Origin of the sequence: Macrococcus lamae (assembly GCF_004359545.1) — a bacterium.
GTDB classification, from domain to species: Bacteria; Bacillota; Bacilli; order Staphylococcales; family Staphylococcaceae; genus Macrococcus; species Macrococcus lamae.
Map to the genome: position 1 here is coordinate 1 of NZ_SCWB01000024.1, position 16,154 is coordinate 16,154.

Consider the following 16,154-nt stretch of genomic DNA (forward strand, 5'->3'; position numbering starts at 1 on the left):
GTTATTACGTAATTACATCAGTAAAAAAATGGATGATCGCTACCTCTGTTTAGGTGTTTTCAATTTTTAAATTTTCGTAGAAAATAAAAGTTCAGAAAATTCTGTATTTATTTATGCAACACTAGTGGTAAATTAAACTAAATTATAGTAAATCTAGCGCGATTAGGATAAAATATATGTACATCACTTATAAGTGTCTGGTAATTTTGAAGAGAAGGAAGGTAAAGATATGCCGATAAAAAGGAAACTAGAAACATCGATTAACTTCTATGAACATCTGGGTAGAGACTATCAGCTTGTAAACGAATTTACAGAACAACATAACTTGAGCATCTACGAATTCCAGCTGCTCCTTATTATATTTAAAAGTGAATCAATTCAATTACGGAGTATTATACAGAGTGAACTGATGAAGCCGAATCAGATTAATAAAGCAGTGAAGAATCTGTATGATATGAAGTTGATCAATAAAGAAAGATTACCGATGGATGAGAGAACAGTGGAACTCTCTATTCGTGAGAATCATATAGAGTATGTGAAAGAGCTGGTGAAAGACTTCGGCACGCTGGTGGAAAGTTATCAGCTGGAAGCGATGCATCAACTGAATGCTTAAGAACCTATAACCAACAGGTTCTTTTTTTGTGCTGGAAAAGCACTCCATTTATCAGTTTATGTACATTTACATAAACTTTATAATTATGCGACAAAATAGTATTTTCAAGAAGACATTTTCCATGTATTATTACTAATTGAGGATAAAAAATATATTCCATAATACATATAATGCATTATGGAAAAAAGTATTGTTGTCTATAAATTCATAATTGATAATAAATGCGATAAGTTCTAAGATAGTAAGTAGTGAGAAAATGTAACCGTTAATTTAAACTTTATCTCTTATGAGGAGGAACTATGGAAGAAGTCATTGATTTAAAAGAAGTGCTGCAGATCTTGAAGAAGAACTTCAAGCTCATACTCGGCTTGATGCTGACCTTCGCATTGATCGCAGGACTCGTGTCAACACTGCTGATGAAGCCGGTCTATCAGTCGGAATCGCAGGTTATTGTCAACCAGAAAGGCAAGGAAGCAGACGTCTATAATAACCCAGGGCAGGTACAGACGAACTTACAGCTCATCAATACATACAGTCAGATGATTAACTCGAAAGTCATCCGATCGCAAGTCGTTAAAAACTTAGGACTTGATGTCTCAGAGAAGTCACTGCAGCCGAGAATCACTGTAACGAGTGAAGCGGATTCGCAGCTGATGAAAATCAATGTGACCGGTGAGAACAGAAAAGAAAATGCGAAAGTCGCGAATGAACTGGCGGTCATTGCACAGCAAGAAGTCAAGCGTGTCATGGGTGTTGATAACTTATCAGTCTTCGCTAAAGCAGACCCGAACGAAGCAGCAGACCCGATCAAGCCAAGACCGCTGATGAACATTGCGATTGCAGCACTACTTGGACTGATTCTTGGAACAGCGATAGCGTTCTTGAGAGAAATGCTTGATAACCGCTTGAATACGGAAGAAAAAATCGACAAGTATGTAGGGTTACCGACGCTTGGTAAGATCTACACGATTGAGAAGTAGGAGCGTATGATGTTTAACAAGAAAAGAGAACCCATTAATCAACTAGAAATTATTAACCGTCCGAAATCAGTTGTCTCAGAGCAGTTCAGAACATTAAGAACGAACATCCAGTTCACATCAGCAGACGTCGACATCCAAAGACTACTCATTACATCTTCAGAGCAGGCAGAAGGAAAATCAACCGTAGCAGCCAACCTTGCTGCATCATTCGCACAGGCAGGACACCGAACATTACTTATCGATGCCGACATGCGAAAACCAACGCAGCATAAGATCTTCGGGAAACTGAACGTCAAAGGTCTTTCTAACTTAATTGCAGGACAGATTGACATCAACTCAGCAGTACAGGAAACAGACCAGGAAAACCTTTATCTCATATCAGCAGGACCCGTACCACCGAACCCCGCTGAGCTGCTGGCATCTACATCAATGGAACAGTTACTCGAACAGCTGGATCAATCATTCGGCATCATCCTCCTTGATACACCACCGGTACTCGCAGTGACAGATGCCAAAGTACTAAGTCACTTAGTTGACGGGACATTGCTCGTCGTCAATTCTAAAAAGACACACAGAGAAAAAGTCATCGATGCAAAAAATGAACTTGAGAAGAGTACAGCAAGAATACTTGGTGTTGTAATCAACGACCTCGATAAGAAAGAGGACGGAGATTATTACTACTACTACGGAGAGAAAGAAAGAGTTTAGGATTGAATAATTGAAGCAGGTGATGAAGTGTTTAAAGATAAAGTATTATTGATTACCGGTGGAACAGGATCTTTCGGCAATGCAGTCATGGAAAGATTTCTTGATACCGATATTAAAGAAATCAGAATATTCTCCCGTGATGAGAAGAAACAGGATGATATGCGTAAGAAATATAACCATCCGAAGTTAAAATTCTATATCGGTAATGTCAGCGAGACCCAGAGTGTCGATACTGCCATGCCCGGTGTCGACTATGTCTTCCATGCAGCAGCACTTAAACAAGTACCGTCATGTGAATTCTTCCCGATTGAAGCAGTAAAGACCAATATATTAGGAACAGAGAATGTATTGAACAGTGCAATCAGACACAAAGTCAAAAAAGTCATCTGCTTATCGACTGATAAAGCAGCTTACCCAGTCAATGCGATGGGTATCTCGAAGGCAATGATGGAGAAAGTCTTCGTCGCGAAATCCCGGACTATTGACCCTGACCAAACTTTAATCTGCGGCACACGTTACGGTAATGTCATGGCGTCACGAGGATCGGTCATTCCGTTATTCATCGAGCAGATCAATAAGAAGCAGCCGTTAACAATTACAGACCCTGTCATGACACGTTACTTGATGAGTCTTGAAGAAGCAGTAGAACTCGTTGTTCATGCCTTCCAGCATGCGAATTCAGGAGATATTATGGTGCAGAAGTCTCCTGCATCAACTGTTGGCGAACTCGCACTTGCATTAAAGGAACTATTTGAAGCAGACAATGAGATTAAAGTCATTGGTACACGACATGGCGAAAAGAAATATGAAACCTTACTGACTGTAGAAGAATGTGCTTGTGCAGAAGATATGGGTAACTACTATCGTATACCAGCAGACTCAAGAGATCTGAATTATGAGAATTATGTCAACGAAGGTTCAAAAGATATTACGAAAGCCGAAGACTATAATTCTGATAATACATACCGTCTGACAATTGATGAGATTAAAGAGAAATTAATGGAACTTGACTATGTAAGAGAAGAGCTGAAGAAGTATCAGTACCGTCAGAAAATCAGTCAGTACATGGAGGCTTAATGATGAATATAGTGATTACAGGAGCAAATGGATTTGTCGGTAAGAACTTATATGCAGAATTAGCACGAGATACGACTAACATTATTACAAAGATTACACGACAATCAACGACTGAAGAATTAGCAGCAGCTGTCGGGTCAGCAGACTTCATCTTCCATCTTGCCGGCATCAATCGGCCGACTGATGAAGCGGAATTTCAGACAGGGAATGTAGATTTCTTAAAACAAATGCTTGAACTTATCAAAGAAAATCCAAAGAAACCAACGATTTTGTTCAGTTCTTCTATTCAGGCTGAACGTGATAATGCGTATGGTATCAGCAAGAAGCAGGCAGAAGAAACGCTGCGTGAATTCAGTAGAACAAATGGTAATACGATTTACGTATACCAGCTACCTAATTTATTTGGCAAATGGTGCCGCCCTAACTACAACTCAGTCATCGCAACCTTCTGCTACAAAGTCGCAAGAGATGAAGAAATTCAAGTGAATGATCCGAATGTACAACTCTCTTTGAACTATATCGATGACATCATCTTCGAATTTGTCCGTGCATTGAACGGAAACCCTACATCTAAGAACAATCAATTAGTTGTACCTAACGTCTACCAAGTGACCTTAGGACAGATTGCTGATACGATTCTCTCCTTTAAGAACGATAGAACTAATCGTACATTGCCTCAACTGGATAATGCATTTGAAAAAGCACTGTACAGCACTTACTTAAGTTACTTACCTGAAGATCAGTTCAGCTACGAACTGACCATGCATAAAGATGAACGCGGGTCATTCACGGAATTTTTGAAAACGCCGGACAGAGGACAAGTTTCAGTCAATATCTCAAAACCTGGCATCACTAAAGGAAATCACTGGCATCATACAAAGAATGAGAAGTTCCTTGTCGTTTCAGGAAATGGCGTCATCAGATTCCGAAAACCTGATGAACAAAATATTATTGAATACTTCGTCTCAGGAGAGAAACTGGAAGTCGTTGATATCCCCGTCGGTTATACACATAATATTGAAAACCTCGGTGACAGCGATATGGTCACAGTCATGTGGGTGAACGAAATCTTCGATCCGAATAATCCTGATACATACTTCCTGGAGGTCTAACATGAATAAATTAAAGTTGATGACGATTGTCGGCACAAGACCGGAAATCATTCGCTTGTCTGCAACAATCAAAGCCTGTGATAAATACTTCAACCAAGTGCTTGTTCATACGGGACAGAACTATGATTACACATTGAACCAGGTCTTCTTCGAAGAACTGGAACTAAGAGAACCTGACCATTACTTAGAAGCAGTCGGTAAAGACTTAGGTGAAACAATGGGTAATATCATTGCTAAATCTTATGCCGTTCTTGCAGAAGAACAGCCAGATGCACTGCTCATACTCGGTGACACTAACAGCTGTTTATCCGCAGTGGCAGCGAAACGCTTAAAGATTCCAGTCTTCCATATGGAAGCAGGAAATCGCTGTTTCGATCAGAACGTTCCTGAAGAAATCAACCGTAAAATTGTTGACCATGTATCAGATATCAACATGCCTTATACAGAACACTCAAGACGTTACCTATTAGATGAAGGATTTAAGAAAGAACATATCTTTGTAACAGGATCTCCAATGAGAGAAGTGCTGGAACAGTATGCAGATAAAATCAATAACAGTGATGTATTAAAACAACTAGAACTTGAAGAAGAAAAATACATCTTAGTATCTGCCCATCGTGAAGAAAATATTGATAACGAAGAGAACTTCAATTCATTGATGAATGCGATTAACGACATCGCAGAACAATATCAACTGCCAGTGATCTATTCGACTCACCCAAGAAGCTGGAAGAAAATCGAAGAACGTAATTTCAAGTTTCATCCATTAGTTAGGCAGCTTAAACCATTCGGCTTCTTTGATTACAACCATCTTCAGAAGAATGCATTCGTTGTACTTAGTGACAGTGGGACATTATCAGAAGAATCATCCATGTTGAAATTCCCAGGTGTATTAATCAGAACATCAACTGAGCGACCAGAAGTTATCGATAAAGGAACAGTCATAGTCGGCGGCATCAAATATGACAATCTTGTCCAATCAGTAGAACTGGCAAGAGCCATGCAAGAAGATCAAGTACCGTATGTTGATGCACATGATTATATTGATACAAATGTATCTGAGAAAGTAGTTAAGATTGTACAAAGTTACACAGAAATTATTAATAGAGTGACGTGGAAGAAATGAAAAAAATATTAATAATTGCAGATTATTTTCGGCCGGGTTATAAAGCAGGTGGGCCAATTAAATCTGTTTATAATTTAGCAAAAGAACTAAGTGGGAAATTTAATGTATATATCCTTACTAGAAATCATGACTTAAATGAGAAAGAGGTATATAAACTTCCTGCTGACCAATGGACAAATTTTGAAGGTCTAAATGTATATTATGATTCCACTGACTTTAGTAAGGCGACATATGAAGAAATTAAACTACAAAGTTATGATTCAATTTATTTAAATAGTATATTTTCAACAACTACAATAAAATTTTTATTATTTCAAAAGAACAAAGCAAATAGTATATTTGTTTCCCCCAGAGGAGAATTAGGGCAAGGAGCTCTCTCTTTAAAATCAAATAAAAAACGAACTTTTTTGAAATTAGCGACTCTATACAATTTGTATAAAGAAGTTAATTTTATAGGATCTGCTAGCGAAGAAGTTACAGATATAAAAAAATATTTCCCTAAAAATGTAGTATATGAAATATCTAATCTCTCAAATGTTTCAAGCTATAAGTTTGTAAATAATAAGAAAAGTAAAGAACTGAATTTATATTTTGTATCAAGAATTAGTAGGAAGAAAAACATAAAGTTTTTACTTGAGTTACTAGATGGGATAAATGGGAAGATATGTTTAAAAATAATAGGTCCTGAGGAGGATAAAGAGTATTTTCAAGAATGTGAGCAGGTAATTAGCCGATTGTCTAATAATATAAAAATAGAGTTTTTAGGAAGTGTTAAACCTGAAATGATTTATAATGAAGCAATGAATTGCGACTTTTTTGTGCTTCCAACCTTAAATGAGAATTTCGGACATGTAATAGCTGAGGCTATATCATATAAAAAACCAGTTATTATTAGTAATAATACTCCTTGGACCGATTATATTAATGATAACAAATTAGGATTTTCAATAGAGCTTGATAAAATACTATGGAAAACTAAGTTAAATGAAGCTTTATTGATGAATGATACATCCTATGCTGCATATGAAACAGCCTTTGAAATAGTTAATAATGATTTAAAAGCAAATAATAAATTAATAACAGAAAGCTATACTAAAATATTCTCATGATAAAGAATATTAGTCAGTTATTTATTTCAAACTTCATATTTGGCTTGAGTCAGCTTTTGATAATAATATGTTTGAACAAGTTTGGCAATGTCGTAGATGTAGGAAATTACACATTAGGGTTAGCGATAGTAGCACCAATAACAGTATTTTTGAATATGAGTTTAAATCTTCATTATAATACTAATAAAGAAGAGACTAATTTTAATGATTATTTTATCTTAAGGTTAATGTCAAGTAGTTTGATAATAGTCATCTCATTAATAGTAGGGAAAATTTTAAATTATGAATCCTACACGCTAATTATAATTTTATTATTAGCTTCCTTAAAGTTTATTGAATCGGTATTTGAAATAGATTATGCTTATTTTCAAAAAAAAGAAGAGCATTATCGAATTGCTTACTCTAAGACAATAAGATCTGTATTTTTAATCTTATGGATATTTGTAGTAGCTATTTTTTTTAAAGCCAATTTAGTTTTATTAATAGCGGGTATCATAATTTCAAATTTTATATTGTTTTTTTTATATGACTTCAGAAAGCTCTCTTTTAATGTAGATAGACCAAAAATTAGTTTTAGTAAAATAAGATTAATTATATTAACAGCACTTCCATTAGCTATTTCAAGTACATTTGATTCATTAAATATTAATGCACAAAGAATATTGATAGATAAAATTTTAAGTATAGAAGAGTTAGGAATTTATGCTTCTATAATGACAATAATGGTTTCAGGACAGATATTTATTGCAGCAGTAATGACATATTTTTTACCTAAACTGAATTTTTATATAAGTAATAAAATGTATTCAGCATTTAAAAAGACTCTTCGTACTATAGTTATCGTTGCTAGTGTAATAGGACTTATATTAATCATAGGAACATACTTTTTTGGAGAATCTATATTAACATTGGTTTATACAAAAAAATATGAAGGATATGATTCCCTTGCCTTATTAATAATGATAGCTGGGATGTTTTGGTATATTTCGGGATCATTGTACTATTGTCTATTATCGTTAAATTTATATAAAACTCAAATGGTAGTAATATTAATTTCATTTATAATAATGATTGTTTCAACAATGGTCTTAGTTGAAAAATTAGGATTAGAAGGAGCGGCATTATCAATAATATTTAGCATGGTATTTAGAGTGATAGGTTTTGCAGTAAGTATATTCTTAAGACTCAAAAAATTAAATAAGAGCCTATAAGAATGATTTAAAAATTGATACGTAAAAGAGAGAGGGAGAGCGTTGGCTAAAATAGTTGTTGTAGGAACAGGTTATGTAGGATTAGTTACGGGTATAGCTTTGGCTGAAATTGGTAATTATGTTCATTGTATTGATATAGATGAAAATAAAATCAGGCTTTTAAATAGTGGAGTGCCAACTATTTACGAAGAAAATTTAGAAGATCTTCTATTAAAAAATCTTAAAGACAAAAGAATTTCTTTTACAGAAAGTTATATATGTGTTGAAGATGCCGATTTTGTGTTCATAACAGTTGGTACACCTGAAGATAAAAACGGCGATGCTAATCTTACATATATATATAATGCTATTGATGAGATAACAAAATATGTTCAAAATGATACTGTAATTGTAATGAAAAGTACAGTACCTCTCGGCACCAATGAAAAGATTGAAAAGTATATTAAAAATAAAGTGAAAGACTATACCGTTGACGTTATTTCAAATCCGGAGTTTCTAGCACAGGGCACTGCTATTAACGACACACTTAATGCATCTAGAATTGTATTAGGAATTAACGATGAAAAAATAGTTGATAAAGTGAAAAAACTTTACGAACCATTCAACCAACCAATTTTAGTAATGAATCGAACTAGTGCAGAGTTAGTAAAGTATGCATCTAATACATTCTTAGCTTTAAAGATTTCTTTCATCAATGAAATCGCGAATTTAAGCGATGAAATAGGTGCCAATATTAAAGATGTTACAAGAGGTATGTCTTATGATGAACGAATTGGAGCTAAGTTTCTAAATGCAGGATTGGGTTACGGCGGTTCATGTTTCCCTAAAGATACTAAGGCGCTAATTAAAGCAGCTCAAAGAAATAATTCTTCTTTATTAACAATCAATTCGACAGTAGATATTAATGAAAGACAAAAATATAAATTATTAGATAAAGCTAAAAGGAAAGGATATTCCCTAGAAAATAATACTATTGCAATTTTAGGTCTTTCTTTTAAACCTAATACTGATGATATCAGAGAAGCACCTTCTATAAGCAACATTCAGCAACTTTTAGATAAAGGCAATAAAATTCATGTTTTTGACCCTATAGTAAACGATAAAGTGAAAAAATTATTTGGAGATCAACTCGAATATTTTAAAACACCGCAAGAATGTTTAAAAGGAACTGACTTATGCTTTGTATTTACAGAATGGAAAGAAATCAAAGAACTTGAAGAAAAGGATTTTATAGTAAATATGAAGCGTGCTGTAGTTTTTGATGGAAGAAACTGCTTAGAATTCAAAAGCAATAATATAGCTTACTATGGAATTGGTATATAGCATATGATATTAGAATGAACGTATATAAAAAATTTATGTCGATACTTTTTAATATTTTTATATTTAGGTGGCTGTATTAAATGGAAAAAATACAATTTGAAAATATTAAACATTGTAAAAATAAACAACTACTAGTTAAACAGCAATCTCTATTTATTTTCACTTTTATACTGTCTATATGTACTATTATGCCTTTTTATAACTTATTCTTTGGGAATAATATATTTTATATAATGAAATACATTAGTTTTATAATGTTTGCACTCATAATTTTATATTTAAATAGAAAAATAAAAATAGATTTATATTCCGTATTAATAATATTGCTTATAATTTTTACAGGAAGCTTAAGTATTATAAATGTCAGTTTTGATAATTTCTCTCATACTTTAATTTATATAGTAATTGGAGTAAGTATTGCTACATCATCTGAAATGGTTTTTAAAAATATTTCTAAAGAATACCACACTATAATTAATTATACAATTTTGACTGCTATTTTAATTATAGTGCTTTTGCCTTCCTTATATTATTCGCTATTTTCATCAAGTTACTATATATCCACGGAAGGTAGATATAGATTTTTAGGTGTCTTTAAAAACAGTAATGAGTTAGCAAGATTTTGCTTTTTAAGCTTGTTAATTAGTTTAAGATATTTAAGTTTTAACTCTATTAAATTAGTGCGGTTTCTTTTAATATTTAATATAATTCTAAGTTTTTACATTATTTTTATAAGTAATTCTAGAACTAGTTTTTATTTATCGATCTTAGCAGTTCTAATTTACCTTTCTTTATTTTTAATTAAAGTTTATAAAAATACGGCTGTTGTTTTTATAATATCTTCCTTATTATTATTGTTATCATTAGGGGCTATAAAACTTTACAATGCATCCCACCAATTTAATATTAAGAGTTTTAATGATTTATTAAGCGGACGTTTAAACGCATGGATACCTATACTAAGACAGTCTTTTACGGATTTACTCTTAGGTACAGGGACTCAAAGAGAAGGATTTGCAGCCACAATAGTAATTGCTAATGGATATATTGAAACATTGCAGTATATTGGAATAATAGGCCTATTCGCTTGGGGGATATTTATAATACATATGCTCACGAAAAAATTTTTTTTTGCAATGTTAAATAAAAATTTAAGTGATTTTTTTGGGATAGTCATTATAGCAATTTTTCTTCTATATTATTTTTTTGAAGGAGGTTTAATTTCGATTGGAAATTTGGCTAGTATATATTTTTGGTTAGAATTATCTAGAAAACATTAGCTCTTTTAAACTCAACTAAGTTATTGAAAGGAATACCAAATGAAAAAAATTACTAAAGCCATCATACCTGCAGCTGGTTTAGGTACAAGATTTTTGCCAGCTACTAAAGCCATGCCTAAAGAAATGCTTCCTATATTAGATAAGCCAACCATTCAATACATAGTAGAAGAAGCAGTTGCAGCAGGAATAAAAGATATAATAATAGTTACTGGTAAACATAAAAGAGCTATAGAAGATCACTTTGATGTGCAAAAAGAACTTGAATTAACTCTTGAAGAAAAAGAAAAATACGAACTGTTAGAAAAGGTTCAATTCTCTTCAAAGTTAGCGAATATATTCTATGTACGTCAAAAAGAACAAAAAGGATTAGGACATGCAATTTTAACTGCTAAACAATTTATAGGTAATGAGCCGTTTGCAGTTTTATTAGGTGATGACATCGTTCAAGCAGAAACTCCTTCAATAAAACAATTAACTGAACAATATATAGATAAAGGGAAATCGGTTATCGGGGTACAAGAAGTCCCCTATGAAGAAACATATAGATACGGAATTATAGATTCTAAAGAAAAAATCAATCGATTGCATTTAGTTAATAAATTTATCGAAAAACCTAAGTTAGGAACTTCTCCTTCTAGAGTAGCTATTATGGGAAGATATGTTCTTACTCCAGAAATATTCAACTATCTTGAAACTCAACAAGAAGATTCATCTGGTGAAATTCAATTAACAGATGCTATAGAACGCCTGAATCAGGATGATCAAGTCTATGCTTATGAATTTGAAGGACAACGGTATGATGTAGGTGAAGTTGTGGGATTTGTAAAAACTACAGTTCAGTTTGCATTGGAACATGAAGGTATAAAAGACCAAATTATATCATTTTTAAATTCACTTAATTTAGACAAGTATAAGTAATAATAAACCAATCGACATAGATATAAAGGGGATTGAAATGAACGTTCTTTTTCTAACATTATTGGACTTAGAAAATTTAAATGATACAGGCATTTACCATGATTTTGTAAACGAACTTCATTTTAAAGGACATACTGTCACTGTTGTTTCTGCTTCTGAAAAAAGAAAGGGCGGGAAAACTAAATTAATTAAAAGCAATGGTATTGATGTATTAAAAGTACGGATTAACGATATTACTAAGACTAGCTTTATAAAAAAAGGGGTTAATACGTTACTAATCGAAAAGTTCTATAGCAAGGCAATTAAAAAATATTTATCTGATAGAGCTTATGATCTAATTATTTATACGACTCCGCCTATAACATTTAATAACTTAATTAGTAATTTAAAAAAGAAATATAATGCAAAAACTTATCTTCTTCTTAAAGACATTTTCCCGCAAAATGCGATTGATTTAGAATTATTTAAAAAGAATAGTCCAATATATCAATTATTCAGAAGAAAAGAAAAAAAACTTTACAAAATTTCTGATTATATCGGTGGTATGTCAAAAGCTAACATTGATTATATTAAAAATCATAATAAAATTAGCGCGAAGACTCAAATTATACGTAATGCTATGTATGAGCAGGATTTTGTTATTGCAGAGGAAGAGCGAAAGCAACTTATTGAAAAGATAGGTATTGATCCATCGAAAAAGATATTTCTTTATGGAGGAAACTTAGGAATACCTCAAGGGGTAGATTACATAAAAGCAGTGATGTCTAGGTTTCATGAGATTGAGAACTCTCAGTTGCTGATTATTGGTAATGGCACTCACTATAATGACATTAAAAGTCATGCTGAGAAATTAAATAATAAAGATATTAAAGTGCTTAGTATTCTTCCGAAGAATGAATATGATAAGGTCATCGCATTATCAGATATCGGTCTTATATTCTTAGATCATCGCTTCACTATACCAAACTATCCTTCACGACTAACCAGTTTGTTAAACGCCGGGAAGCCTATATTGGCTGCGACAGATAAAAATTCTGATATTAAAGATGACATCATACTTAATGGTAGCGGCTTATGGAATGAAAGCAATAATATTGATGAATTTATTCAGAATGCTAATATGATGCTTAAATCTGAAGACTTTGAAAAATTCAAAGAAAATGCTTACCAATTATATAACAAAGAATTCCGTATTGAAAAAAACATTGATAAGTTACTTGAAATGGTTGCTAATTAATGAGCGAAAAATAAGTTTTTACTGGAAATTATCTATCGAAAGAAGGAAGACATAATGAACAAACGGCTCCATTTATCAATTGCTCATATGGGTAATAACGAGCAGAAGTATGTGCAGGAAGCTTTTGATCAAAACTGGGTGGCACCTTTAGGGCCTAATGTAGATAAATTTGAAGAAGTGGTGGCTGAGTATAGTGAACGGAAAGCTGCTGCTGCTTTGTCATCAGGGACTTCAGGTCTTCATCTGGCATTGAAACTGCTGGATGTGCAACAAGGTGATGCTGTATTCTGTTCTTCTCTAACATTCATTGCAAGCGCCAATCCTATAGTTTATGAGAAGGCAACACCGGTATTTATTGATAGCGAACGTGATACATGGAATATGTCTCCTCTCGCACTTGAAAGAGCGTTAAAAGAAGCGGCTGAAGCAGGACAACTACCGAAAGCTGTCATTATCGTCAATCTATATGGTCAAGTAGCAAAGATGGATGAACTGATCGCATTATGTGATTCTTATGATGTTCCAGTTATAGAAGATTCTGCTGAAAGCCTAGGATCATTATATAAAGGTAGAAAATCTGGTTCGTTCGGCAAGTTCTCAGTATTCTCATTTAACGGCAATAAGATTATTACAACCAGCGGTGGTGGTATGTTGTTGGCTGATGATGAAGAATTAATTAAGAAAGCACGATTCTTATCGACTCAAGCTAGAGATGCAGCCCTTCATTATCAGCATAGTGAGATTGGCTATAATTATAGAATGAGTAATGTCTGTGCAGGTATCGGTCGCGGTCAGATGGAAGTACTGGAGGATCGCGTGAAACGTCGACGTGAAATATTTGATATGTATGCTCGGGAGTTAAAAGATGTAAAAGGTATAAGTCTAATGCCGGAACTTGAAGGAACAAAATCTAACAGATGGTTGACAGCTATGACTATTGATTCTGAATTAACCCATGTTACACCAGTTGAATTAATCGAAAAATTGGCTGAAGATAATATTGAATCACGTCCAGTATGGAAGCCGCTTCATTTGCAACCGGTATTCGAAGGCACGAAGTTCTATCCACATGATGAAGATGTTGCAAAGTATTTATTTGAAAATGGTATATGCCTACCTTCAGCATCTATTATGACTGATGAAGATGTGATTTTTGTCTGTGAGAGAGTAAAAGCAGTTTTGAGTGTTGAACATGTTAACCAATAAAATATAATTTTCTTATTAAACGATGTTTTCGCATCGTTTATTTTTTTTGAAAATTTTTAAGTAATCATGCTCATACGAGAATATCGTATGTTTATCACACTATTTATTTTATAAAATATAATATAAAATAAATATATTTATTTACTAATATTAAAATAACTAATATATTATATATAATATATTTAAAATTTATAAAAAATAATTAATTTACTATATTTTGTTATAAAAAATATACTTATTATTAAATATGACGACTTTATTATTAGAAGGATAAAATTATATGAACATACTTTACTTAACACTCACAGATATGAGCAACATGCATGAAAAAAGTATTTACCATGATTTTGTCAACGAATTGAAGTTAAGAGGACATGACATGACTGTTGTCTGCCCGGCTGAGAAGCGAAAGGGCGGAAACACTGAACGGTTTATAAGTAATAGCTGTACTGTGCTTAAAGTCAAAATCGGTGATATTACGAAGACGTCGTTTGTTAAAAAAGGGATCAATACTTTAAGGGTTGGTTCTGTCTTATTGAAAGCAATCAACAAGATGCTTCCTGATAAGCACTTTGATCTCATCATTTATTTGACACCACCGATTACATTCAACAGCCTTGTCACAGCACTGAAGAAGAAGCATCGTGCGAAGGCTTACTTACTATTGAAGGACATCTTTCCTCAGAATGCCGTAGATCTTAGTCTTTTCAGAAAGTATGGTCCTATATACCAGTTATTCAGATTTCAGGAGAAACAGCTCTATAGAATTTCTGATTATATCGGGGGAATGTCAGAGGAGAATATTCAATCTATTAAGCGTCATAACAAGATTAAGGCGAAGACACAGATTGTCCGTAATGCTATTTTTGAGCAGGATTATTCTAAGTCAAGGATTCACCAGCGGTCATTGAAGGCTAAGTTAAAACTTAATCCTAATAAGAAACTTTTCATCTATGGTGGCAATCTCGGGATTCCTCAAGGTGTGGAGTACATCAAAGGGGTAATGTCTCGATTCCATGAGATTCCGGATAGTCAGTTACTAATAGCAGGTAACGGGACACATTTTAATGATATTAAAGCCTATGCTGCAACACTTAATAATGACGACATTATTGTTAAGGATTCATTGCCTCGCGATGAATATGATCAGTTGGTTGCAATTGCTGATGTCGGTCTTATATTTCTTGATCATCGATTTACTATTCCTAATTATCCATCCAGACTTGCAAGCTTGCTGAACGCACGGTTACCGATTCTAGCAGCGACGGATAAGAACACGGATTTGAAGGATGAGCTGGTTGCTTATGAATGTGGGTTCTGGAATGAGAGTACTGATGTCGATGCTTTTATTACTAATGCGAAGCGGTTAATCGAAGAACCTATTTTCAGTCAATATCAGAAGAACGCGTACCGTTTCTTCAAAGAAGAGTTCAGAATTGAAGATAATATTGACCGACTACTCGAACTAGTGATGGACAAAGGGGATGTATAGATGGATGTGAAGCGCTTATTCGATATTACAACGAGTGCCGCAGGATTATTGGTATTAAGTCCGGTGATGGTGGTATCTTCTTTATTGATCAGACAGAACCTAGGCTCACCGGTCATCTTTAAGCAGACACGTCCAGGTAAGGACGGAGAACCGTTTGAAATCTACAAGTTTAGAACGATGACAGATGAGAAGTGTACTGAAGGCAACTTGCTGCCTGATGATGTCAGATTGACCGAGTTCGGTGCACTATTACGCAAACTGAGCATTGATGAACTTCCGCAGCTGTTCAATGTACTGAAAGGAGATATCAGTATCGTCGGACCTCGTCCGCTTCTGATGTTCTACCTCGATCTATACGATGATCATCAACGGCGACGGATGGAGATTAAACCAGGAATCACAGGTTGGGCACAGGTGAATGGTCGAAATAATATCTCCTGGAAAGAGAAGTTTGATTTAGACGTCTGGTATGTAGATAACCAAAGTTTTCTGCTAGATCTGAAGATCATCTGGATGACATTCGGGCAGGTCATTCGTCAAGCTGATGTCAATGAAGAAGGTTATGCGACAGCTTCTGATTATGACGGCACTAATTAATTTAGATGACTCCACTAATTTTTATCATGTATCATCATTCACTAGTGTTGCATAAAAGTATTTCAACCTACGGTTTTAAATTGAATATTCTAAAATTTTATTTTCTGTATAAAAAAATTCCTTTATAATGGTTGGAGGTAGTAATACTCATCCAAATTCCAAAAT

Annotated in this window: 15 protein-coding genes; all 15 read left to right on the forward strand. The window is 33.8% G+C overall.

Annotated elements, in window-relative coordinates; all coding sequences use genetic code 11:
* Window positions 1-193: 193 nt before the first annotated feature.
* On the forward strand, window positions 194-613 hold the full coding sequence (locus ERX29_RS10470) for a transcriptional regulator, SarA/Rot family (RefSeq protein ID WP_133444625.1): 420 nt from the start codon (window positions 194-196) through the stop codon (window positions 611-613).
* Between the two features lie 299 nt (window positions 614-912).
* Window positions 913-1,593: a YveK family protein gene (locus ERX29_RS10475; RefSeq protein ID WP_133444626.1), complete on the forward strand. Its 681-nt coding sequence runs from the start codon at window positions 913-915 to the stop codon at window positions 1,591-1,593.
* A gap of 9 nt (window positions 1,594-1,602) precedes the next feature.
* Window positions 1,603-2,301, forward strand: a complete 699-nt coding sequence (locus ERX29_RS10480) for a CpsD/CapB family tyrosine-protein kinase (protein ID WP_243720047.1) — start codon at window positions 1,603-1,605, stop codon at window positions 2,299-2,301.
* Window positions 2,302-2,328: 27 nt separating this feature from the next.
* Window positions 2,329-3,378: a polysaccharide biosynthesis protein gene (locus tag ERX29_RS10485; RefSeq protein WP_133444628.1), complete on the forward strand. Its 1,050-nt coding sequence runs from the start codon at window positions 2,329-2,331 to the stop codon at window positions 3,376-3,378.
* A gap of 2 nt (window positions 3,379-3,380) precedes the next feature.
* Window positions 3,381-4,490, forward strand: coding sequence for a polysaccharide biosynthesis C-terminal domain-containing protein (locus ERX29_RS10490; protein WP_133444629.1), 1,110 nt, complete (start codon window positions 3,381-3,383; stop codon window positions 4,488-4,490).
* A gap of 1 nt (window position 4,491) precedes the next feature.
* Window positions 4,492-5,616, forward strand: a complete 1,125-nt coding sequence (gene wecB, locus ERX29_RS10495; protein ID WP_133444630.1) for a non-hydrolyzing UDP-N-acetylglucosamine 2-epimerase — start codon at window positions 4,492-4,494, stop codon at window positions 5,614-5,616.
* A complete protein-coding gene (locus ERX29_RS10500) occupies window positions 5,613-6,725 on the forward strand; it encodes a glycosyltransferase (protein ID WP_243720050.1) in 1,113 nt (370 codons plus the stop codon). Before wecB ends, ERX29_RS10500 begins: the two co-directional genes overlap by 4 nt.
* On the forward strand, window positions 6,722-7,936 hold the full coding sequence (locus ERX29_RS10505) for an oligosaccharide flippase family protein (RefSeq protein WP_133444632.1): 1,215 nt from the start codon (window positions 6,722-6,724) through the stop codon (window positions 7,934-7,936). The genes ERX29_RS10500 and ERX29_RS10505 overlap by 4 nt, the downstream gene beginning before the upstream one ends.
* 42 nt (window positions 7,937-7,978) lie before the next feature.
* The gene (locus ERX29_RS10510) at window positions 7,979-9,259 is read left to right on the forward strand and encodes a UDP-glucose dehydrogenase family protein (RefSeq protein WP_133444633.1); all 1,281 of its coding nucleotides are present in this window, start codon (window positions 7,979-7,981) and stop codon (window positions 9,257-9,259) included.
* A gap of 80 nt (window positions 9,260-9,339) precedes the next feature.
* Entirely contained in the window at window positions 9,340-10,539 is a 1,200-nt protein-coding gene (locus ERX29_RS10515) for an O-antigen ligase family protein (RefSeq protein ID WP_133444634.1), read from the forward strand.
* 39 nt (window positions 10,540-10,578) lie between these two features.
* A complete protein-coding gene (gene galU / locus ERX29_RS10520; RefSeq protein ID WP_133444635.1) occupies window positions 10,579-11,457 on the forward strand; it encodes a UTP--glucose-1-phosphate uridylyltransferase GalU in 879 nt (292 codons plus the stop codon).
* A gap of 61 nt (window positions 11,458-11,518) precedes the next feature.
* A complete protein-coding gene (locus ERX29_RS10525; RefSeq protein WP_165981141.1) occupies window positions 11,519-12,694 on the forward strand; it encodes a glycosyltransferase family 4 protein in 1,176 nt (391 codons plus the stop codon).
* 54 nt (window positions 12,695-12,748) lie between these two features.
* Window positions 12,749-13,900, forward strand: coding sequence for an aminotransferase class I/II-fold pyridoxal phosphate-dependent enzyme (locus ERX29_RS10530; RefSeq protein WP_133444637.1), 1,152 nt, complete (start codon window positions 12,749-12,751; stop codon window positions 13,898-13,900).
* Between the two features lie 280 nt (window positions 13,901-14,180).
* Complete coding sequence (locus tag ERX29_RS10535; protein ID WP_133444638.1) at window positions 14,181-15,392, forward strand: glycosyltransferase family 4 protein; 1,212 nt, start codon at window positions 14,181-14,183, stop codon at window positions 15,390-15,392.
* On the forward strand, window positions 15,393-15,989 hold the full coding sequence (locus tag ERX29_RS10540) for a sugar transferase (RefSeq protein WP_133444639.1): 597 nt from the start codon (window positions 15,393-15,395) through the stop codon (window positions 15,987-15,989).
* Window positions 15,990-16,154 lie beyond the last annotated feature (165 nt).

Coding starts and splice junctions, on each gene's coding strand:
- ERX29_RS10475 (WP_133444626.1), top strand. CDS start 913: ATGGAAGAAGTCATTGATTTAAAAGAAGTGCTGCAGATCTTGAAGAAG.
- ERX29_RS10480 (WP_243720047.1), top strand. CDS start 1,603: ATGTTTAACAAGAAAAGAGAACCCATTAATCAACTAGAAATTATTAAC.
- ERX29_RS10490 (WP_133444629.1), top strand. CDS start 3,381: ATGAATATAGTGATTACAGGAGCAAATGGATTTGTCGGTAAGAACTTA.
- wecB (WP_133444630.1), top strand. CDS start 4,492: ATGAATAAATTAAAGTTGATGACGATTGTCGGCACAAGACCGGAAATC.
- ERX29_RS10500 (WP_243720050.1), top strand. CDS start 5,613: ATGAAAAAAATATTAATAATTGCAGATTATTTTCGGCCGGGTTATAAA.
- ERX29_RS10505 (WP_133444632.1), top strand. CDS start 6,722: ATGATAAAGAATATTAGTCAGTTATTTATTTCAAACTTCATATTTGGC.
- ERX29_RS10515 (WP_133444634.1), top strand. CDS start 9,340: ATGGAAAAAATACAATTTGAAAATATTAAACATTGTAAAAATAAACAA.
- galU (WP_133444635.1), top strand. CDS start 10,579: ATGAAAAAAATTACTAAAGCCATCATACCTGCAGCTGGTTTAGGTACA.
- ERX29_RS10530 (WP_133444637.1), top strand. CDS start 12,749: ATGAACAAACGGCTCCATTTATCAATTGCTCATATGGGTAATAACGAG.
- ERX29_RS10535 (WP_133444638.1), top strand. CDS start 14,181: ATGAACATACTTTACTTAACACTCACAGATATGAGCAACATGCATGAA.
- ERX29_RS10540 (WP_133444639.1), top strand. CDS start 15,393: ATGGATGTGAAGCGCTTATTCGATATTACAACGAGTGCCGCAGGATTA.